Source organism: Pedobacter sp. W3I1 (assembly GCF_030816015.1).
In the GTDB taxonomy this organism is placed as follows: domain Bacteria; phylum Bacteroidota; class Bacteroidia; order Sphingobacteriales; family Sphingobacteriaceae; genus Pedobacter.
On sequence record NZ_JAUSXN010000001.1, the window covers coordinates 3,596,603 to 3,616,870 of the forward strand.

At 38.0% G+C, this 20,268-nt stretch carries 19 protein-coding genes; 10 read left to right on the plus strand and 9 right to left on the minus strand.

The genetic code is table 11. From position 1 onward, the window contains the following. Positions 1–216: 216 nt before the first annotated feature. Positions 217–933 carry a hypothetical protein gene (locus QF042_RS14910; RefSeq protein ID WP_307529721.1) on the plus strand — a complete coding sequence of 239 codons (717 nt, stop codon included), beginning with the start codon at positions 217–219 and terminating at the stop codon, positions 931–933. A gap of 34 nt (positions 934–967) precedes the next feature. Here the strand turns inward: QF042_RS14910 and QF042_RS14915 are convergent, their stop codons facing one another. The 3 genes from QF042_RS14915 to QF042_RS14925 all read right to left on the minus strand — a co-directional run bounded on the left by QF042_RS14915 (position 968) and on the right by QF042_RS14925 (position 2,755). Next, positions 968–1,168: a hypothetical protein gene (locus QF042_RS14915; RefSeq protein ID WP_307529723.1), complete on the minus strand. Its 201-nt coding sequence runs from the start codon at positions 1,166–1,168 to the stop codon at positions 968–970. A gap of 63 nt (positions 1,169–1,231) precedes the next feature. After that, positions 1,232–1,474 (minus strand): DUF433 domain-containing protein, encoded by a 243-nt coding sequence (locus QF042_RS14920; protein ID WP_307529725.1) that lies wholly within the window; start codon positions 1,472–1,474, stop codon positions 1,232–1,234. Between the two features lie 90 nt (positions 1,475–1,564). Beyond that, the gene (locus QF042_RS14925; protein ID WP_307529727.1) at positions 1,565–2,755 is read right to left on the minus strand and encodes an NAD(P)/FAD-dependent oxidoreductase; all 1,191 of its coding nucleotides are present in this window, start codon (positions 2,753–2,755) and stop codon (positions 1,565–1,567) included. 54 nt (positions 2,756–2,809) lie between these two features. On the opposite strand from QF042_RS14925, the gene QF042_RS14930 reads away from it, so the two are divergent. Then, complete coding sequence (locus tag QF042_RS14930; RefSeq protein ID WP_307529729.1) at positions 2,810–3,949, plus strand: 5-(carboxyamino)imidazole ribonucleotide synthase; 1,140 nt, start codon at positions 2,810–2,812, stop codon at positions 3,947–3,949. 75 nt (positions 3,950–4,024) lie between these two features. After that, positions 4,025–4,531 carry a 5-(carboxyamino)imidazole ribonucleotide mutase gene (purE, locus tag QF042_RS14935; protein WP_307529731.1) on the plus strand — a complete coding sequence of 169 codons (507 nt, stop codon included), beginning with the start codon at positions 4,025–4,027 and terminating at the stop codon, positions 4,529–4,531. Positions 4,532–4,667: 136 nt separating this feature from the next. Here the strand turns inward: purE and QF042_RS14940 are convergent, their stop codons facing one another. Beyond that, positions 4,668–5,231, minus strand: a complete 564-nt coding sequence (locus QF042_RS14940; protein WP_307529733.1) for a YqgE/AlgH family protein — start codon at positions 5,229–5,231, stop codon at positions 4,668–4,670. Positions 5,232–5,277: 46 nt separating this feature from the next. On the opposite strand from QF042_RS14940, the gene pdxH reads away from it, so the two are divergent. The 4 genes from pdxH (at position 5,278) to QF042_RS14960 (ending at position 9,759) form a co-directional block, all read left to right on the plus strand. Next, a complete protein-coding gene (gene pdxH, locus QF042_RS14945; protein WP_307529735.1) occupies positions 5,278–5,928 on the plus strand; it encodes a pyridoxamine 5'-phosphate oxidase in 651 nt (216 codons plus the stop codon). A gap of 96 nt (positions 5,929–6,024) precedes the next feature. Further along, positions 6,025–6,918, plus strand: a complete 894-nt coding sequence (locus QF042_RS14950; protein ID WP_307529736.1) for a 3-hydroxybutyryl-CoA dehydrogenase — start codon at positions 6,025–6,027, stop codon at positions 6,916–6,918. A 31-nt stretch (positions 6,919–6,949) separates the two neighbouring features. Further along, positions 6,950–7,972, plus strand: coding sequence for a Holliday junction branch migration DNA helicase RuvB (gene ruvB / locus QF042_RS14955; protein WP_307529738.1), 1,023 nt, complete (start codon positions 6,950–6,952; stop codon positions 7,970–7,972). A gap of 278 nt (positions 7,973–8,250) precedes the next feature. Continuing rightward, entirely contained in the window at positions 8,251–9,759 is a 1,509-nt protein-coding gene (locus QF042_RS14960) for a bifunctional GNAT family N-acetyltransferase/carbon-nitrogen hydrolase family protein (RefSeq protein ID WP_307529741.1), read from the plus strand. Between the two features lie 61 nt (positions 9,760–9,820). On the opposite strand, the gene QF042_RS14965 is transcribed toward QF042_RS14960, so the two are convergent. Next, positions 9,821–10,027: a hypothetical protein gene (locus QF042_RS14965; RefSeq protein WP_307529742.1), complete on the minus strand. Its 207-nt coding sequence runs from the start codon at positions 10,025–10,027 to the stop codon at positions 9,821–9,823. A 136-nt stretch (positions 10,028–10,163) separates the two neighbouring features. Here QF042_RS14965 and queG point away from each other — a divergent pair, with 136 nt between their 5' ends. Then, the gene (gene queG, locus QF042_RS14970; RefSeq protein ID WP_307533298.1) at positions 10,164–11,099 is read left to right on the plus strand and encodes a tRNA epoxyqueuosine(34) reductase QueG; all 936 of its coding nucleotides are present in this window, start codon (positions 10,164–10,166) and stop codon (positions 11,097–11,099) included. Between the two features lie 407 nt (positions 11,100–11,506). On the opposite strand, the gene QF042_RS14975 is transcribed toward queG, so the two are convergent. Next, a complete protein-coding gene (locus QF042_RS14975; RefSeq protein ID WP_307529745.1) occupies positions 11,507–13,366 on the minus strand; it encodes a M1 family metallopeptidase in 1,860 nt (619 codons plus the stop codon). A 113-nt stretch (positions 13,367–13,479) separates the two neighbouring features. Continuing rightward, on the minus strand, positions 13,480–14,433 hold the full coding sequence (locus QF042_RS14980) for an exonuclease domain-containing protein (RefSeq protein WP_307529747.1): 954 nt from the start codon (positions 14,431–14,433) through the stop codon (positions 13,480–13,482). Positions 14,434–14,615: 182 nt separating this feature from the next. Here QF042_RS14980 and QF042_RS14985 point away from each other — a divergent pair, with 182 nt between their 5' ends. Then, a complete protein-coding gene (locus QF042_RS14985) occupies positions 14,616–16,589 on the plus strand; it encodes a DUF3857 domain-containing protein (protein WP_307529748.1) in 1,974 nt (657 codons plus the stop codon). Beyond that, positions 16,590–18,497 carry a DUF3857 domain-containing transglutaminase family protein gene (locus tag QF042_RS14990; protein ID WP_307529750.1) on the plus strand — a complete coding sequence of 636 codons (1,908 nt, stop codon included), beginning with the start codon at positions 16,590–16,592 and terminating at the stop codon, positions 18,495–18,497. It begins immediately after the preceding gene. Positions 18,498–18,532: 35 nt separating this feature from the next. Here QF042_RS14990 and QF042_RS14995 read toward each other — a convergent pair whose 3' ends face one another. Together QF042_RS14995 and QF042_RS15000 are read right to left on the minus strand one after the other, a co-directional pair. After that, entirely contained in the window at positions 18,533–18,655 is a 123-nt protein-coding gene (locus tag QF042_RS14995; protein WP_307529752.1) for a hypothetical protein, read from the minus strand. A gap of 40 nt (positions 18,656–18,695) precedes the next feature. After that, a complete protein-coding gene (locus tag QF042_RS15000) occupies positions 18,696–20,141 on the minus strand; it encodes an SDR family oxidoreductase (RefSeq protein ID WP_307529753.1) in 1,446 nt (481 codons plus the stop codon). Positions 20,142–20,268: the final 127 nt, after the last annotated feature.

A 20,268-nucleotide genomic window follows, 5' to 3' on the forward strand; every position in this document is an offset into this window, starting at 1 on the left:
TAGAGTCGTCACCCTGAATTCATTTCAGGGTCTATTTTGTGGGAAAGATGCTGGCCACGTAGTAGCTACAAGGCAATTGAAAACACTATTTCTACTTGTAAAATGAATCAGATAGCTATCAGATGAGCGTCACTAATCTATAGAGATATGTAATTATCTTAAACTAAAACATCAATCTCAACGTTTTAATCCTACATCAACACGTTTTCTACTTGAATGAAAGTTTTTTGTTTTTACTTCCTGATGCTCTGTGCGCAAATCAGCTTTGCGCAAAAAACATTTGTATTTCCTAAAATTAAAACACAAGGAGCTTCTGTTGAACAGTTTACTCCAACAAACTGGACTGTTATCGACAAGGTTTATGGCGACTTAAACAATGATGCTTCTGACGATTTAGCGGTAGTTTTCGAGTTTAACAAATCGGTCGACGAAACCCGCGTTTACGGCGATAATAATACAGATATTATAAAAGAAACCCAAAAACCAAGGATATTGGCTATCTTTTTTAAAGATAAATCTACAGGGGCTTTTCACTTATCTACACAAAACAACGATTTCATTTTACGTTCAGAAGAAGGTGGAAAATTGGGAGATCCGCTACAACAGATTGCCATTAAAGATCAGCAACTTTATCTTCGTTTCCAGGGTGGTTCTGAATGGCGCTGGGAACTGGGTTATACCTTTAAATTCGAAAATAAAGACTGGTTTTTAACCAGTGCGATCAATCTGTACTTTAACCAGAACAGTGGCGATATGACAGAAAGGGTTTACGATTTCAAAACGCGTGAGCTATTTACTACGGTAGGTAATCTGCACAGAAGAGATATTGCTAACCGGAGAACAAGTGAGGTTCTTTATTTTTCGCAGTTGAGAACTTTTAAAACCTTTAAAAAGCCATGGGCATGGGAAGTAATGCCTAATGTTTACTTGTAGGTTATGATGTTAGCTCCAACTTTGAGATTGGATTTTAGCAACAATAAAGTTTGGGTATCAATTCCTTTAGTGCTAAATAAGTATTATCAAATGCATTTAAAACAATGATGGGTAGCGTATATTTTGCAAAATTCTGCTGAAACTGGAGATTTTTATCAAATGTGATCAGTACATGAAAACCATCAGTGATCATTAATTTCAGCAATTCGCCATTCTTAACGCCATTCCACCCCATATCTCTAACGGTATAAATCTCATGTTCAGTAAAATGTTCTTTAATTTTTTTGGAAGATTTTCATCAAGAAGCAATTTCATATAATTTATCTATATGATCTGAGGTTATTAATTTATTCGCGACTTCTAACACACTAATCACCTGTTTCTTCGAAACGCTGGGAAAATCCTCTAAAAATTCATCTATGGTGATTCCCTTTTCAACATGAAAAAATAAGGTTTCAACCGGTACCCTTGTACCTGCAAAAACAGGTAAACCGCCTAAAATGTCTGCATTTGTCGAGATAATATCTTTTAATGATTCCATAGTAATCAAATTTAATCAATTTTAACTGCAAATTTTTAAGATGTTGTACAAACCTATCAGATTTTCGAGACCTGATAGGTTTACTAAACTTTAAATATTCTGCGCAATCACAAAACCGCTTGCCCAGGCCCACTGAAAATTATAGCCACCCAGCCAACCAGTAACGTCTAAACATTCGCCACCAAAAAACAGGTTCGGAATTTTTTTACATTCCAAAGTTTTAGAGGATATCTCATTGGTATCAATTCCGCCACGCATTACTTCCGCTTTATCATAACCTTTATCACCTGCAGGTTTAACTTTAAAATGGTGAATGGTTTGTTCAATTAAATCGATTTCTGTTTTTGTTAATGCTGCAACAGGTTTACTTAAAGGCAAAAATTTCCCTAAAGCATCGGTAAACTTTTTGGTATACACCCGGTTTAACAATGTCGATAATAGCGTTTTACCATTATTTTTTCTTTCTTCATCCAATAATGCAACCATATTTTGGTGTGGTAGCAGATTTAAATTAATCGTCTCCCCTCTCCTCCAAAAAGAAGAAATCTGCAAAATAGCGGGGCCACTTAGTCCCCAATGGGTAAAGAGGATATTTTCTTCGAACGAAATTTCATCATTACTTACTTCACAAAAAACAGAATTGCCTGAAAGCTGTGCAAACCACTCTTCGTCTTTTCCGGTAATGGTTAATGGAACCAGAGCGGGTGCGGTTTCAATGATTTTTAAGTTGTGTTTCCTGGCAAAGCGTAAGGCAAAATCGGTAGCGCCCATTTTTGGAATGGGCAAGCCTCCTGTGGCAATCACCAACTTTTCGGCGGTTATAACAATCGTTTTTCCGTTTTTCTCATAACTTACTTTAAAAGCTTCAGGCAAGATCTCAATATCCTTTACATCGGCATTACACCTAATTTCCTGCCCTAAATCTTCACAAATGGAAGTAAAAACCTGAACAACATCCTTCGCATTTTTATCGTCAGGAAATAATTGACCTAAAGTTTTTTCTTTGCCTGCTATGCCATAGGTTTCAAAAAAGCCAATGGTATCGTCAACCGTCCACTGGGTAAAAGCAGATTTGATAAAATGTGGGTTGACCGATATAAACTGTTCAGCTGATGCAAATTGGTTCGTATAATTGCAGCGGCCACCTCCGGAAATTAAAATTTTGGCGCCAGGTTTTTCGTTTTTTTCGAGCACAATTACTTTTTTGCCCAGATAGCCTGCCTGCACCGCACACATCAATCCGCAAGCACCTGCGCCAATAATTATTGCATCAGCATTCATCAATAAAATTTATTATGGTTACTTTTGCACAAAAGTAGCATTATTTTCAAGCGCATGGCAAAACAGATTAGCGAATTAAAATTAGGTATTTTAGGTGGCGGACAATTGGGCAGAATGCTCATTCAACAAGCAATCAACTATAATGTAACTACATTAGTTTTAGACCCAGATCCTGATGCTCCCTGCAAACACATTTCCAATTACTTCGAAAATGGCTCGATTACCGATTTTGACACCGTTTACAACTTTGGGAAGAAAGCCGATATCATTACTATTGAAATTGAAAAAGTAAATATCGATGCGCTTGAGCAACTCGAAAAAGAAGGCAAAAAAGTATTTCCACAATCGAGGGTGATCCGTTTAATCCAGGATAAAGGTATACAGAAACAGTTTTTTAAAGAAAACGATATCCCAACATCTCCTTTCCAGATTGTAAATACGAAGGAAGATATGGAGAACAGTCCTTTCCATTTTCCCTACATTTTAAAACTGCGAAAAGATGGTTACGATGGTAAAGGAGTAATGAAAATCAATAGTGCTGCCGATTTGGATAAAGCATTTGATGCACCTTGTATTATTGAGAAACTGGTCGATTTTGAAAAAGAAGTTGCCGTAATTGTTGCCCGTAACGCCAATGGCGATATAAAAACTTTCCCGATGGTAGAAATGGAATTCAATCCAGAGGCCAATTTGGTGGAGTTTTTAATTTCCCCATCAACTTATGCTGAAAGCTTACAGCAAAGAGCTGAAAACATTGCTAAAAATATAGCTTCTGCAATGAACATTACCGGAATTTTAGCTGTAGAAATGTTTGTATGTAAAGATGGTGAATTGCTGGTTAACGAGGTTGCTCCCCGCCCGCACAATAGCGGCCACCAAACCATTGAGGGCAATTATGTTTCTCAGTTCGAACAACATTTACGTTCTATTTATAATTTGCCACTTGGCGATACCAGCAGCATTACCAATGCCATTATGATTAATCTACTTGGCGAAAAAGGTTTTGAAGGTGTAGCCAGGTATGAAAATCTGGAGAAAATATTAAGCATTGATGGTGTTTATGTTCACCTATATGGCAAAAAATACACTAAACCTTTCCGCAAGATGGGTCATGTAACCATTGTTGATATCGACAGGGAAAAAGCCATTGAAAAAGCACGATTTGTACAAAAAACATTACAGGTAATTGCCTAAGCCGCCCATAGAGGGATACAGGCACGGTGGAAATGCAAAAAGTTTAAAAGAAGTTAAAAAAGAAATAAAATAGATATGAGTCAAGGAAATTCAGATTCGGCATTGGTTGGAATTATAATGGGAAGCAAATCGGACCTGCCTGTTATGCAAGATGCTGCTGATGTGTTAAAAGAATTTGGAATAAACTATGAAATTACGGTTGTTTCTGCCCACAGAACACCAGAGCGTATGTTCAATTATGCCAAAGAAGCACACGGCCGTGGCCTAAAGGTAATTATTGCCGGTGCCGGCGGTGCGGCTCACTTACCGGGAATGGTGGCTTCTATTACCACATTACCTGTGATTGGTGTTCCAGTGAAATCATCAAACTCTATTGATGGCTGGGACAGTATTTTATCAATCTTACAAATGCCGAATGGTATTCCGGTTGCCACAGTAGCTTTAAACGCAGCTAAAAACGCTGGTTTATTAGCCGCTCAGATTTTAGCAACAGCTGATGAATCTTTAACGGTTAAAATGCAGGCTTACAAAGATGAGTTGAGAAGAAAAGTGGAAGAAAGCGCAGATAGTCTGGAGTCCTAATTGGCAATGATTTGCCTTAAAGGATCGTCATTTCGAGCGGAGTGCAACGTAGTCGAGAGATCTATTTAGATATATCTCTCCATTTCACTGCGTTTCAGTCGAGATGACGACTACTTTATGTAAAAAAGTAAACTGATCAGTTTAAACTCGGATCGGCCGGAAAATTACTGATATGTGCATACTTAGGCCCTAGGTTTACAATAACATCACGCCAAAGCTTTTCATCGTCGTTACTAAAAATGAGATCAGGGTTAGAGATATCACTCACCATCCAGGCATTCTGCTCTATTTCTCGATCCAATTGTCCATTATCCCAGCCAGAATAGCCCATAAAAAATTTCACTTCATCAGCGCTTATGGCATTCGTATTTAAGAGTATTTTAAGTGTTTCAAAATTTCCACCCCAATACAATTCATTCCCGATAGGTTCGCCGCTCTGCAATTTATCATAACACCTATGGATAAAATGTAAGGTATCTGCAGCAACAGGTCCACCAAAATAAATGTAATTTTTCGCATCCCACAAATCCTTGATCACATCGTTCAGCATGAGATTCCCTACCTGGTTAAGAATATAACCTACAGTTCCATCATCACCATGTTCGGTTAACAGCACCACAGATCTTTTAAAATTAGGATCGGCCATAAATGGTTCTGAGATGAGCAAGCGGCCGGTTTTTGGTTTTATATTGTTCAGCATGATGATAATCATTTGTTACACCGTAAAAGATGCCTATTTTTGTTAAATGCAAGTTACAAATGAATTTCTACAAAACCTGCGCCAAGATTACAAAAGCGCTTCGCTAGACGAATCTGACGTTGATCAAGATCCAATTATCCAGTTTAAAAAATGGTTTCAGCATGCTATTGATGCTCAAATATACGAACCCAATGTAATGACTTTGGCTACGGCTGATAAAGCTGGCCGACCAGATGCCCGTATTGTTTTACTTAAAGGCGTTGATACAGATGGATTTAGGTTCTTTACGAATTACCTTAGTGCAAAAGGAAAAGAGCTGAAACGAAACCCTTATGCAGCGTTGGTATTTTTCTGGCCTGAACTGGAAAGACAGGTGAGAATTGAAGGAACGGTAGAAAAATTGGACAAAGAAACTTCGGAGGAATATTTCAATACGAGACCTGTCGACAGTCAGATTGGAGCAGTAGCTTCCCCGCAAAGCCAGGTTATTCCCAACAGGGCATTTCTGGAAGAGAAAGTTGAAGAATTAAAAGCTAAAAGTGCCAATAAAGGTGTAGCTAAACCTGCACACTGGGGTGGCTATATTGTAAAACCTACGCGGATAGAATTTTGGCAAGGAAGAAGTAGCCGACTGCACGACAGGATAAATTTCGAAAAAGTTAAGGGAATTTGGACCAAAACCAGATTGGCACCATAAGGTTGTTTATAAAAATAAATAGAGATCGCTATTCAGCAAGATCTCTATTTTAACTAATCGTTTACTAATAAATTCTCTTTTTTAATCCCTTAAAAGATGAAACAAATCGCAGTTATAGGATCTGGCACGATGGGAAATGGCATTGCCCACACCTTTGCACAATTCAATTATCAAGTCAACCTCATTGACATTAATCAGCCTGCATTGGATAGGGCCATACAAACCATTACCAAAAATTTAGACAGACAGGTTGCCAAAGGAACATTAACAGAAGAGCATAAAGCGGCCACGCTTAATAACATCACAACCTATACCTCAACAAAGGATGGCGTTCAAAGCTCCGATTTAATTGTAGAGGCCGCTACCGAAAATGTAGACTTAAAATTGAAGATTTTTAAGGACTTAGATGAATATGCTCCTGCACATGCTATTCTGGCTTCCAACACCTCCTCTATTTCCATTACGCAGATTGCTGCCGTAACTGACAGAGGCGATAAGGTAATCGGGATGCACTTTATGAACCCTGTTCCGGTAATGAAGTTAGTAGAAGTAATAAGAGGTTATGCCACGAGTGATGAAACAACCGGTACCATTATGTCGCTATCTCAAAGTTTGGAGAAAGTTCCTGTTGAGGTAAATGACTATCCAGGTTTTGTGGCTAACCGCATTTTAATGCCAATGATTAACGAGGCCATTTATACCCTGTACGAAGGCGTTGCAGGTGTTTACGAAATCGATACGGTAATGAAACTAGGCATGGCACACCCGATGGGGCCCTTGCAGTTAGCCGATTTTATTGGCCTGGATGTTTGTTTAGCTATATTAAAAGTATTGAACGACGGTTTTGGTAATCCTAAATACGCACCATGTCCATTATTGGTAAACATGGTGGCAGCGGGTAAAACAGGCGCTAAAACTGGCGAAGGTTTTTATCAATATACGGCGGGATCAAAAGATCTTGTTGTTTCCGATAAATTTAAAAAATCCTAATTTTTTTAGCATTTAATTTTATATTTGCTGTATGAATGAGAATCTGGATCCTGAAGCAAGCAACCTAACCCCTACCGATCGGGATATTGAAAGGGTTTTAAGGCCGCAGGCTTTTGAAGATTTTACGGGGCAGGAAAAAGTGATGGAAAACCTGAAGATTTTTGTTCAGGCGGCGAAACTCCGCGGTGAGGCTTTAGATCATGTTCTTTTGCATGGCCCTCCGGGATTAGGCAAAACCACACTTTCTCATATCATTGCCAATGAAATGGCTACTGGCATCAAAGTAACCTCTGGTCCGGTATTGGATAAACCGGGCGATTTAGCTGGTTTATTAACTGGCCTGGATGAAGGCGATATCCTTTTTATCGATGAGATCCATCGTTTATCTCCACTGGTTGAAGAATACTTATATTCTGCAATGGAAGATTTTAAGATCGATATTATGCTCGAAACCGGCCCGAATGCTCGTTCGGTACAGATATCGCTTAATCCTTTTACGCTCGTTGGTGCCACTACGCGCTCCGGTTTGTTAACAGCCCCTTTAAGAGCCCGTTTCGGAATTAATGCCCGTTTAGCTTACTACGATGCTAAATTGCTCACTACAATTGTGCTCCGCTCTTCTGAGATATTAAAAACACCTATAAGTGATGAAGGTGCTTACGAAATAGCCAGACGTAGTCGTGGTACGCCCCGTATAGCTAACGCACTTTTACGCAGAACAAGAGATTTTGCGCAGATTAAAGGAAATGGAAATATCGATACGGAAATAGCCCGCTATGCCTTAAATGCACTGAATGTGGATGAGCATGGTTTAGATGAGATGGACAATAGGATTCTGGTTACCATTATCGATAAATTTAAGGGTGGCCCTGTAGGTTTAAAAACCATTGCAACAGCTGTTGGAGAAGATGAAGGCACCATTGAAGAGGTTTATGAACCGTTCTTGATTCAGGAAGGGTATATTATGCGTACTTCACGTGGTAGAGAAGTTACCGAAGCGGCTTACAAACATTTAAAAAAGAATTATCCAGGTCAGACTGGGAAGTTGTTTTAATACAAAATTGTTTCTTGACAAATCGTCATTTCGACTGAAGTGCAACGGAATGGAGAAATCTTTGAACTTGCACTAAACCTGGTTTAAAGATTTCTCCACTCGGTCGAACAATAAAAAACTTAAAAGACCCTGAAATAAATTCAAGGTGACGTCTCGTAAGGGATCATGACAAATCTCGTGGCTCGTCTTCCTGAACTTGTTTCAGGATCTTCATAAAATATACAATCCATCTGAACATTTAAGCCTTTTTGGTGTTCATAACATACAAATCAAACATTATGAATATTGAATTACGTAAACTAACGCTCGAAGATTACGAAGATCTTAAAGAATCAATGCTACAAGCCTACGACAGCATGGGTGGTTCCATCTGGCCGAAAGCAAGTATCGCAAAACTTTTAAATATTTTTCCTGAGGGACAACTCTGTATCGCAGTTGATGATAAAGTTGTAGCCTGCTCACTCGCCATTATTGTAGAATATGATGAATACGGCGATCGGCATACCTATAAATTGATCACTGGCGATTATTCTTTTACAACACACGACCCTAATGGCGATACCCTTTATGGTATTGAAATTTTCGTACACCCTGACTTCCGCGGTTTGCGCTTGGGAAGAAGGTTATATGAGGCGCGTAAAGAACTCTGCGAAAGCCTAAACCTCAAAAGCATTATTGCCGGCGGAAGAATTCCTGGTTATCATCAATATGCAGAGCAGCTGAGTCCGAGGCAATATATAGACAAGGTAAAAGCTAAAGAAATTTACGATCCTACACTTACTTTTCAAATTTCGAATGATTTCCACGTCAGAAAAGTATTAAAGAATTATTTACCAGGCGATAAAGAATCGAAAGAATATGCCACCTTAATTGAGTGGAATAATATTTATTACCAGGGTATTGATGCTTCGGCGCGTTCGGCAATGACCATCCGTTTAGGTTTAGTACAATGGGAAATGCGTTTATTCCCAAACATGGAGGCGTTTTACGAGCAGGTAGAGTTTTTTGTAGATGCTTTGAGCGGTTACAAATCAGATTTCGTGATGTTCCCTGAGCTATTTAATACGCCTCTACTGCAACCATACAATCACTTACCAGAAATTGAGGCCATGCGCAAGCTTGCTGAAAAAACGGAAGAGATTGTGCAAAAAATGCATGAATACTCGTTGAGTTACAATACAAACATCATTACCGGTAGTATGCCACTCATTGAGGATGGTAAACTTTACAACGCCACTTACCTTTGTCACCGTACTGGTAAAATAGATGAGTATAGGAAAATCCACATTACACCAAATGAGCAAAAATATTACGGCATGATTGGTGGCGATAAAGTGCAGGTTTTCGATACGGATTGTGGTAAAGTAGGCATTTTGATTTGTTATGATGTCGAATTCCCAGAATTGAGCCGCATTTATGCTGAGCAGGGTATGCAGATTTTATTTGTACCATTTCTAACCGATACGCAAAACGGTTATACACGTGTTCGGCATTGCGCGCAGGCAAGGGCGATAGAAAACGAATGTTACGTGGCCATTGCAGGCTGTGTGGGCAATTTACCTAAGGTAAATAACATGGATATCCAGTTTGCTCAATCAGCAGTTTTTACCCCATCCGATTTTGCTTTTCCAACCAATGCCATCAAAGCAGAGGCAACGCCAAATACCGAGATGGTATTGGTAGTAGATGTTGACCTGCATTTATTAGACGAATTGCACCATTATGGAACGGTAAAAGTGCTAAAAGACAGACGGAAAGATCTTTACCAGGTTAAACTTTTAAAATAAGTACTTATAAAAAATGCCGGTCAAATTAATGTACCGGCATTTCATCATAATCTAAAGCTAATTATTTTCTCATCACAAACCATATAATCAGACCAATAATTACTGCCAGAGGTAGTACCCATTTCAGGGCTTGCCCTCCTCCGTTTTCGTCTTTTTCTGTAACCGCTGGTTTTGCTGGTCCCGGATCTTCTTTATGACTTTCGTAATCTTTTTCAATCGGCTTAGGAGCTTCTCCTGATTCCGTATGTTGTGGATCGATGTTTTCCATGTCTTATCTTTAAAAAGCCCTTCCTTTCAGCTGAAATCCAGATCAGGATGACCATAATTAATTAATTTAGTTTCTGTAGTTAGAACAAGTGATTAATGAAAATGTTTTAAATCCTAAGCCTTATCTTTGCAGATCGGTGTACAACAATTATGCAAAATATAGCCAGCTGATCAAAGATGAAGCCCTGCGTTTGGGTTTCATGGCCTGTGGTATTTCTAAAGCTGAATTTCTTGAAGAGGAAGCGCCCAGACTGGAAAACTGGCTCAACCAGAACCGTCATGGCGAAATGAAATATATGGAAAATTATTTTGATAAACGCCTCGATCCCAGATTACTGGTTGATGGTGCCAAATCGGTAATCTCCTTGTCGCTAAACTATTATACTGAAGAAAAACAATCAGATCCCGATGCGCCGAAAATTTCTAAGTATGCTTACGGACAGGATTACCATACTGTTATAAAAGAAAAGTTAAAGGAACTTACTCATTTTATAGAAGAAAATATTGGAGAAGTTTCTGGAAGGGCATTTGTAGACTCAGCTCCGGTTTTAGACCGTGCATGGGCCAAAAAATCGGGCATTGGCTGGATTGGTAAAAATTCTAACCTGATCAGTAAAACCGATGGCTCTTTTTTCTTCCTTGCAGAGCTGATTGTTGATCTTGAGCTGGATTACGATCATCCATATCAGGCCGATTATTGTGGAAGTTGCACCCGCTGTTTGGATGCCTGCCCTACCGATGCCATTATTGCGCCACAGGTTGTAGATGGAACGAAATGTATCTCCTATCTCACTATTGAGCTCAAAAATGAAATCCCAAATGAGTTTAAAGATAAAATGAGCAACTGGATGTTTGGCTGCGATATCTGCCAGGATGTTTGCCCCTGGAACCGTTTCTCTAAAGCACACAACGAGGAAGCCTTTAAGCCGGGGAATGGATTGCTGGATTTGAATGCAAAAGACTTAACCGAAATTACGGATGATGTTTTTAAAAAGGTTTTTAAAGGATCGGCAGTTAAGCGCACCAAATTTACGGGATTGAAAAGAAATATCGATTTTCTGAGACCTGAATAATGTTTATCGTCATTTCGAGCGAAGTGCAACGGAGTCGAGAACCCGAAGGCTCAGCGAAGCTAAATCTACATCAATATGTCAGTCTGAGGGATAATTTATTTTATAAAATTAAATATAATTGACATGGTTTTAAGAGAATGAATAACCTCCGGATATCGTCATTGCGAGAAGGCTTTTTCAGCGGACGAAGCAATCTTTATAACTGGATCACTAGCAGGAAAGATTGCTTCGTCGTTCCTCCTCGCAATGACGATCCTCTTTATTGGAATTTGTCAATGGTGGAGGAGTAGAAGACCGTAATACAGTTTAAAGATCTCTCCATTTCGCTTCGCTCCAGTCGAGATGACGATTCATAGCAATAACTACTAAGCAAATCGCACAGGAAACCTGACTTCCTTTTGGTACGATTAATTCACCGAAAAGCTATTATCACTTTTAACCTTATCCGGCGTATGTGGATTTCCCATTATCACTTTCGATAATTTCTTAGCCGTTTTTATATCAATCTTTACTTGTTGATTTCCCTTTTCCCAAACACCAATGGTGCTATGGTTCTTTTCGATTGATCCATCTTTATAAGTCAGGGTTAAATCGATTGGCAGGGGTTTTATGCTTTTATTCTCAATAGTAACGGCATAGCCAGCTGAAATTTTGTCCACAGCTTTTATAGCCATATCGGTAACGCCGCCCTCAAAGAACCATGCTTTCCAAAACCAGTTTAAATTTTTACCACTACCCTCATTCATGCTATTAAAGAAATCGTAGGGCATTGGGTGTTTGCCGTTCCAGTTTTGGATGTAAGTGTGTAAAGCTTTGGTAAACAATTCATCTCCCAGATAATCTTTAACATACAAATAAGCTAAACCAGGTTTAGGGTAAGAGTTGGTAAAAGAGCCTGATCCTTTTAAATCAGGAGTTAAGGTCATAATCGGCGTATCGTCTTTACCACCAGAAGTCGAAGCGGTAGGCTGTACGCCATACTCATCTACAATGGTAGAGTCAATCATCGGTGAAATCAGCCACTCGCCTATTGTTGCCCAACCTTCATCCATCCAACCGTATTTAGTTTCGTTTATGCCCATATAAAATGGAAACATGGTATGAAAAATTTCATGATCTGTTAAGGTGATGGCATCTACGCGATTGTCAACAGGGTTATCGTTCACCATCATTGGGTATTCCATTTGATCTAAACCATCAAATATCGTTTCATGGCTATATGGAAATGGCCATTTGGGAAAAGTATAACTCATGGCTTCAACTGTTTTACGGGCAAAACCGATTACTTCGTAATAATCTTTATGTTTCGGATTAAAAACAGCATCCACACGGGTTCTTCTTTTCGTTTTAGGATCAACCACCAAACTGCTCGATTTCCATAAGTAATGATCGCTCAAAGCAAATACAAAATCGGTCACGTTTTTAGCTTCAAATTTAAACGTATTAAAGGCGTTAGGCTGAGTTACTTTTTTATCGGCTAAATCTTTATCGGTAATCACATCAATTACAGCATCGTTCTTTTCTGCAGATAACATTCTGGAAACAATATCTTTCTGGAAAACTTCTGAAGCATTTTTCAGATCACCGGTTGCCCAAACGCCATAACCTCCTGGCACCGTAATAGAAGCATTAAACTGGTCAAAGTCATTATAAAATTCTTCAGCACCAGTGTATGGAAATTTGTTCCATCCATCTACATCATCATAAACTGCAATACGCGGAAAAAAGTAAGCCACAAAATGCGAACCTTCATCTACCTGCCCCGTACGCATATGCGATCCTTTATTTAAAGTGTAGCTATAATCAATAGAAAAGCTAATGGTTTTGCCCGGTACAAGCGCAGGAACATTAACGGTCATGTTTGTTCCATCAATTTTAAAATCGGTGACTGATTTTCCGTTGGCGACCATTTTTTCTATAGCCACCCCATCACTAAGATCAGATTCTGCAAATTTTGATTTTCTTGGTGTCCCCTTTTTATACAGATTTGGATAAAGTTTAAACCAGATTTCCTTCAAAGTATCAGGACTGTTATTGGTGTAAGTTATCTGAACCTTACCCTTTAACAATCTGCTGGCAGGATTAAAATCTACATTCAAATTGTATTTAGAAGTATTTTGCCAATAATTTTTGCCGGGTTTCCCATTTGCATTTCTGGTTTCCTTTTGATAGGTTTTCTGAAATACGGGTTCTATCGGTAAAGTAGTTTGCGCACTTACATAAATTGCAGTACACAACAAAAGGCTAAATATTTTTATAGATTTCATTTTCTGAGCATAGGGCTTGGCGCAATGCGCATGGCGTTTAGCGTTTGATTTATTTTAACAAAAGCAATATAACAATTAACCGATTAACCAGTTCAAACGATTAACCAAAAATTCTATTTACCAAACTTCATTTTCAATTGCTCCAACATATCCGTATTGATCGGTTGTGCAGGTTTTTCTGGTTTAGGTTGAGGCTTTTGTTGATATTGAGGTTTATTTGCTGGAGCATTGTTTTGAGGTCGTGCTGCTCTGTTCTCATTTTTCTTAGCATTGAACTTTGCCCACTCCTCGTCTAATTTCTTCTTCGTGTACAATGGGAAATCGCCATTTTTCATCCAGGCATAATAGCTAGGCTCTACCGAAAATACCTGAGCAGTGGTTTTACCCTTGTGTTTACCAAAGTTAAAACATACCTCATCGTTATCATTGTAAACCAACCGGCCAGCAAAATCTACAGGTTTATTAATATTGGTGAAGATATGCAGTGCATCAACATCATTTACAACCGGAATGCTTTTTACACCTTGTTTACTCTCAAATTCAGTTTCTTTGTACATTTCTAACTGACCAAGTAAAACCTTGTAAGTGGCAATAACATCCGCTTCTGCAGCATGTGCATTAATTAAATCTTCCTGACAATAGAATTTATACGCTGCTTTTAAGGTACGTTGTTCCATTTGGTGGAATATATTCTGTACATCAACAAATTTGCGATTGGTCATGTCGAAATCAACTTCTGCCCTTAAAAATTCTTCTAAAAGCATAGGAATATCAAATTTGTTCGAATTGTATCCTGCCAGATCACTTTCCCCAATAAATTCAGCAATTTCTTGTGCTAAAGTTTTAAAGGTAGGCTCATTAGCAATGTCTTCGTCATAAATACCATGTATTAACGAAGTTTGCAAAGGAATCGGCATTTCTGGATTTACGCGCCAGGTTTTAACAAGTTCAGAACCATCTGGCATGGCTTTTAAAATCGCTATTTCAACGATCCTGTCAGCTCCAACATTAACTCCAGTAGCTTCTAAATCAAAAAATGCTAAGGGGCGCTTTAAATTTAATTTCATTTCTTATGATGTGAGATTAGCGACATTAGATTTGAATCGGAATGTCAAATTCTTTTTTTCAAAAGTGCTAAAAAGGTTTCATTAGTTCTGTAAAACAGCTTTATTAATTTATAAATTTAATTGTCAAATTATTTTAGAATGTTAGTTTGTAGGATTAAATTGCGGCAATTATATACGCTCAAATGAATAAGACATTAGCCATACTATTCCTCCTGTTTTTATCACTAAGCACTCATGCTCAAAACTTTAACTTTGGAGCAATTACCTATGACGATTACGAATTCGATAGAAAAAAATTAGACAGTAATGCCAATGCTATTGTTTTAAAAGAATTTGGAACGGCATCAATTCAACGAGACGATAATACAGGCAGTTTAGAACTGATTTTTGAACACCACGTAAAAATCAAAATATATAATAAAGAGGGCTTTAAGGAAGCTAACATTGTTATCCCAACCTATAAAGACGAATCTCGCGAAGAAACAATTAGTGATTTAAAAGCTTCTACTTTTAATTATGTCGACAATAATTTTGTAGAAACAGTGATGGATAAAAAGGCTATTTTCGTTGAAAACCGGTCAAAATATACCATATTGACCAAGTTTACGCTTCCAAACCTCAAGGAAGGATCGGTAATTGAGTATAGTTATAGGTTAAAATCGCCCAACTTATTTAATTTCAAAACCTGGGAATTTCAAAGCAACATTCCAAAGGTGATTAGCGAATATTTGGTTTATATCCCGGGCATTTACAATTACAATGTTTCATTACGTGGATTTCAAAAACTAACTGACCAAAAAGTTGAACTGAGCAAAGAATGTTTAAGGCTTTCAGGTGTAGCTATCGATTGCTCAAAAATCAACTACATGATGAAAAATATTCCGGCATTTATTGAGGAAGATAACATGACCGCTCCCAGTAACTTCAAATCGGCCATTTATTTTGAACTTTCGGATGTTCAGAACTTAAATGGAGGTAAAACGTCTTATACCAAAACCTGGAAAGATGTTGATTATGAACTATCATCCTACAAAACCCTGGGCGACCAGATGAAAAGGAAAGATGTTTTTAAAGACCTTATTCCAGAAATCACAAAAGAGAGTACAAATGATCTGGATAAAGCAAAAGCCGTTTATAATTATATCAAAAAACAGATCAAATGGAATAATTATTATGGAAAATACTCAGAAGATAACATTAAAAAGGCACTGGAAAATAGATCAGGAAATGTGGCAGATGTTAATCTGAGTTTAATTGCGGCACTTTCTGCAGCTGGTTTAGATGCAGAAGCCGTTATACTTTCTACCCGTGATAATGGAACTGTAAATAAGCTTTACCCGGTAATGAGCGATTTTAATTACCTGGTTGCCAAAGTAAATATTGCCGATAAAAGTTATCTATTGGATGCTACAGAGCCGCTGTTACCCTTCGGTTTGTTACCGTTACGGTGCATTAACGATCAAGGCAGGGTAATCAATTTAAAAAAGCCATCTTACTGGATCGATTTAAAGGCCAGCCAGAAAACAACTACTAATTATATCCTTACCGGAAAAATGACTACTGATGGAAAAATTATTGGCACTTTAACTACTCATACAATGGGTTACGCGGCATATAGCAAACGTAAAGATATCCTTAAATACAGTTCTCCAGAAGAGTATGTAGAGAAACTTGATGAGCGGTTAACCAGAATTAAGATACTGGATCATAAAATTTCAAACCTGGATAGTGTAGAAAATTCTTTAATAGAAAAATACGAAGTAGAGTTTACTATAAACGATGGCACCAATAAAGATCAGTTTTACTTCAGCCCATTTTTTATTAATACCATTTCGAAAAATCCGTTTAATTTAAACGAGCGTACCTATCCTGTTGATTTGGGTGCTGCATCCGACGAGCGGATTATTGTCAGTGTGCTTTTACCAGAAAAATACCAATTGATAGAAAAACCGAAAGATATGGCTATTGCTTTACCCAATGCCGGTGGAAGGTATATATTGCAGACTGGTTTAGATGAAAACACCATTTCGATGAGTCAGATTTTACAGTTTAATAATGCTATTTATCAGCCGGAAGAATATCTTTTCCTAAAGGAATTTTATAGCAAGATCATTCAGAACCAAAAAACAGAATTTTTATTAAAAAAAGCAAATTAAATGAAATTTTTATTCTCTACGTTTTTCTTGCTTTTACTTTCTATTATTGGCTTTGCACAAGATAACTATGATGTTGATCTAATTCCAGCTAATCTGCGCAACAGGGCCAATGCCTGCATCAGAAATGAAGAAACAACCATTGATATGCGCTCGCCTGATAACGTCGTGCTTAATGTAAAAAAAGCCATTACGGTATTTAACCAAAATGGAGAGGATGAAGCACGTTTGGTAATCTATTACGATAAAAATATTTCAATTAAAGGGATTAAAGGAGAAGTTTATAATAGCGTTGGCAAACTCACCAACAAGTTTTCTCAGAGCGATTTTGCTGACATGAGCGCGGCTGATGGATTTTCGCTATTTGTTGATAGTCGCGTAAAACATTATCTGCCAGCGGTAAACCAGTATCCTTACACACTGGTTTATAATTATGAAATCAGAAATAAACAAAATCTGATTATACCCGGTTGGAACCCGAAACCAGCAGATGATGTTTCAGTAGAGAAAAGTACTTATACCTTTATTTGTAAACCAACAGGCCAGGTAAGAATAAAAACCCAGAACTATAGCGGAACACCAGAAGTAGTAACGGATGAGAAGCAGAAAAAAACAATTTGGAAAGCAGACAATATCATTGCCGTTAGAACTGAGCCCTATAGCCCGGCACACGAAACTTACGCCACCAGCATCCAGATCGCTCCCCAGGAGTTTTATTATTACAATCATAAAGGCAGTTATACCAACTGGAAAGAGCTGGGTAAATGGATTTATGACGATTTGTTAGTAGCACGCAAAGCCTTGCCACCTGCCACCATTGAAATGATAAAAGATCTGGTAAAAAACGAAAAAACAGAGAAAGATAAAGCGCGCAAAATCTATCAGTATTTACAAGATAAAACAAGGTATATCAGCGTACAAATTGGTATTGGCGGTTTTCAACCCATTGCAGCCAGCGAAGTAGACCGGTTGGGCTATGGCGACTGTAAAGCTTTGGTAAATTACATGCAAAGCCTGCTCAGTGCCGCAAATATAGATTCTTATTATTGTGTAGTATCAGCTGGTTCAGAAAAGAAAAGTATGGACACAAATTACGCCAGTATGGTTCAGGGCAATCATATTATCCTGTGTATGCCATTAAAGGGTGATACCACCTGGTTAGAATGCACCAGCCAAAAAATCCCATTTGGTTTTTTAAGCGATTTTACGGATGATAGATTAGTGCTTGCCTGTACTGCCGATGGCGGAAAACTATTACACACGCCAAAACTAACCACCGCTGAGAACTTACAGATACGTAAGGCCGACTTAAATGTTCAATCAGACGGAAGTGTATCTGGTAAAATGAATACCATTTACGCTGGTTCACAATATGAAAACCAGGAATCGTTGATTGGTAAATCAATAACCGAACAGCATAAACTATTAAAAGAAGCTTACAACATCGATAATATCGATTTCGAGGCAGTTTCCTTTGCACAGAAAAAAGACATATCACCTAAATTAACGGAAGAAGTAAGCATCAATATCAGAAATTATGCGCCTGTTAATGGAAATAAAATGTTTTTGCAGCTCAATGCATTTAATCTTAGGAGGTCGATTCCCGAAATAAAGAATAGAACCTTGCCTGTTTACATTAACCGTGGTTATACTGATGAAGATACCATAGTTTATACTTTACCAGATAATGTAAATACAGCGTTGATTATTGCACAAGACAAGGTTTTTAAAAGTCCTTTTGGTGAGTATGTATGTAAGGCAAGTTTAGCGGGTAACAAACTAACCTATTACCGGAAATTTATACTAAACGATGGTACATTTCCTGCTGCGCAGTATAATGAGTTTTCGAATTTCATTAATAATGTAAATTCTGCAGATTATTTAAAATTAGCACTTAGCTTAAAAAAATAGGCTGAAATCATATCTGCGGGAAACAAAAACAGGCTTTAGCTTAAAAAAACAATTCCAAGACCGATACCAATAATCATAATTAAATACATCAAAATTTCTGTTGAGGCAAATCTCTTGTACTTGGTCCAGAAAGAGTAATCATTTTCTTCGTTTGGCATTTTACATTGTTATAAGGCAAAAGTAGGCAAATAGATTTAATTATCGGGGTTTGTAAGTAGTAATCTCTTTGGCCATCCCCTTAAAGAGTATTACATGAAAGGGCCACATGGCATACCAATATGCCCTGCCCCACAAACCTTTAGGTCTAAAGGTAGCTATTTGTGATAAAAATGCTTTTCCATGAAATTCTACCAGTTTCAGTTCAAGCCATGCCTCACCAGGTACTTTCATTTCGGCATAAAGCAATAATCGTTTACTCTTTTTATCAGCCAATAAAACACGCCAGAAATCGAGTACATCTCCGGCCTGTAAATCGGTATTGCTGGTTCTTCCTCTTCTGGTGCCTACCCCACCAAACATTTTATCCAAAAAGCCGCGTAAATGCCAGAGCCAATCCATAAAATACCAGCCTCTATTGCCACCAATGCTCCAAATGTTTTCAAAAACTTCTTCAGCCTTGCGTTCAAAGGGCATTTTAACTTTATACTGTAAAGTTCCATTCTGTGGAACCTTAATCTGATCCATAAAATTCGAATTCAGGTAACCACGGTTTAATGCGTCTTTCCAACTCGAAACTATAGAGTTTTGATCAATCTTTTCAAAGGCGAGGTGTAAAGCTTCAGCATAAGTTAAACAATCCCTGGGCACCACATGCTGGATCCGGTTATCTTTACAAACCACTTCATTTTTCATGCTGTCTACCAGGCTTCGGGCAAGCGCATAAGGTACCGGAGTAATCATATTTAGCCATAACGAAGATAATCTTGGTGTTAAAACAGGAACGGTAATGATCCAGCGTTTTAATCCACGTTCTTTAGCATAGCCTAAAAGCATTTCCCGATAGGTCAGAATATCTGGCCCACCGATATCAAAAGTGTTATTATAGGCCTTATCATTATGCAGTACACCAATTAAATAAGCTAAAACATCACGTATACCAATTGGCTGGCAACGGGTTTCAACCCATTTGGGTGTAATCATGAAAGGAATTTTTTCAGTTAAATCCCTAATAATTTCGAATGAGGCACTACCCGAGCCAATAATAATAGCCGCTCTTAAAATGGTACAGGCTTTTCCTGATGATTTAAGTTCTGCTTCTACCGCTAACCTCGAACCAAGATGTTCTGAGAGATGTTCATCATTCGCAATCCCTGTTAAATAAATAATCTGTTTACAATTAGTCTCGCTTATTGCTGCTGAAAAGTTTTCGGAAGAAGCTTTTTCCATATCACTAAAACCAGTTTGGCTTGAAGACATGGAATGAACCAGGTAATATGCAGCATCAATATCTTTTGGAATTTCTTTTAAGCTTGCTGCATCCAGTAAATCGCCTGTAATAATCTTAACCTGATCACTTAAATCAGACGCTGAAATAAACCTGCGCTTATCCCTTACCATACAAACGATTTCGTGCTTTTCTTCTAACAATAGCGGCAGTAGTCTGGTGCCAATGTAACCGTTTGCTCCGGTTAATAAAATCTTCATGTGTACAGGTTTTATACATAACACCAAATAAAAAAGATTGTTAGTATAATTAATTTTCAGAAAATTAAATTTATATTCTTAAAAGCTATATACCCTGCCTTAAGTCACAGCAATGTAAAACCATTTG

Bases quoted from the DNA above. Each gene is read 5' to 3' on its own strand.
- QF042_RS14910 (WP_307529721.1), top strand. From the start codon at position 217: ATGAAAGTTTTTTGTTTTTACTTCCTGATGCTCTGTGCGCAAATCAGC.
- QF042_RS14915 (WP_307529723.1), bottom strand. From the start codon at position 1,168: ATGGGGTGGAATGGCGTTAAGAATGGCGAATTGCTGAAATTAATGATC.
- QF042_RS14920 (WP_307529725.1), bottom strand. From the start codon at position 1,474: ATGGAATCATTAAAAGATATTATCTCGACAAATGCAGACATTTTAGGC.
- QF042_RS14925 (WP_307529727.1), bottom strand. From the start codon at position 2,755: ATGAATGCTGATGCAATAATTATTGGCGCAGGTGCTTGCGGATTGATG.
- QF042_RS14930 (WP_307529729.1), top strand. From the start codon at position 2,810: ATGGCAAAACAGATTAGCGAATTAAAATTAGGTATTTTAGGTGGCGGA.
- purE (WP_307529731.1), top strand. From the start codon at position 4,025: ATGAGTCAAGGAAATTCAGATTCGGCATTGGTTGGAATTATAATGGGA.
- QF042_RS14940 (WP_307529733.1), bottom strand. From the start codon at position 5,231: ATGCTGAACAATATAAAACCAAAAACCGGCCGCTTGCTCATCTCAGAA.
- pdxH (WP_307529735.1), top strand. From the start codon at position 5,278: ATGCAAGTTACAAATGAATTTCTACAAAACCTGCGCCAAGATTACAAA.
- QF042_RS14950 (WP_307529736.1), top strand. From the start codon at position 6,025: ATGAAACAAATCGCAGTTATAGGATCTGGCACGATGGGAAATGGCATT.
- ruvB (WP_307529738.1), top strand. From the start codon at position 6,950: ATGAATGAGAATCTGGATCCTGAAGCAAGCAACCTAACCCCTACCGAT.
- QF042_RS14960 (WP_307529741.1), top strand. From the start codon at position 8,251: ATGAATATTGAATTACGTAAACTAACGCTCGAAGATTACGAAGATCTT.
- QF042_RS14965 (WP_307529742.1), bottom strand. From the start codon at position 10,027: ATGGAAAACATCGATCCACAACATACGGAATCAGGAGAAGCTCCTAAG.
- QF042_RS14975 (WP_307529745.1), bottom strand. From the start codon at position 13,366: ATGAAATCTATAAAAATATTTAGCCTTTTGTTGTGTACTGCAATTTAT.
- QF042_RS14980 (WP_307529747.1), bottom strand. From the start codon at position 14,433: ATGAAATTAAATTTAAAGCGCCCCTTAGCATTTTTTGATTTAGAAGCT.
- QF042_RS14985 (WP_307529748.1), top strand. From the start codon at position 14,616: ATGAATAAGACATTAGCCATACTATTCCTCCTGTTTTTATCACTAAGC.
- QF042_RS14990 (WP_307529750.1), top strand. From the start codon at position 16,590: ATGAAATTTTTATTCTCTACGTTTTTCTTGCTTTTACTTTCTATTATT.
- QF042_RS14995 (WP_307529752.1), bottom strand. From the start codon at position 18,655: ATGCCAAACGAAGAAAATGATTACTCTTTCTGGACCAAGTACAAGAGA.
- QF042_RS15000 (WP_307529753.1), bottom strand. From the start codon at position 20,141: ATGAAGATTTTATTAACCGGAGCAAACGGTTACATTGGCACCAGACTA.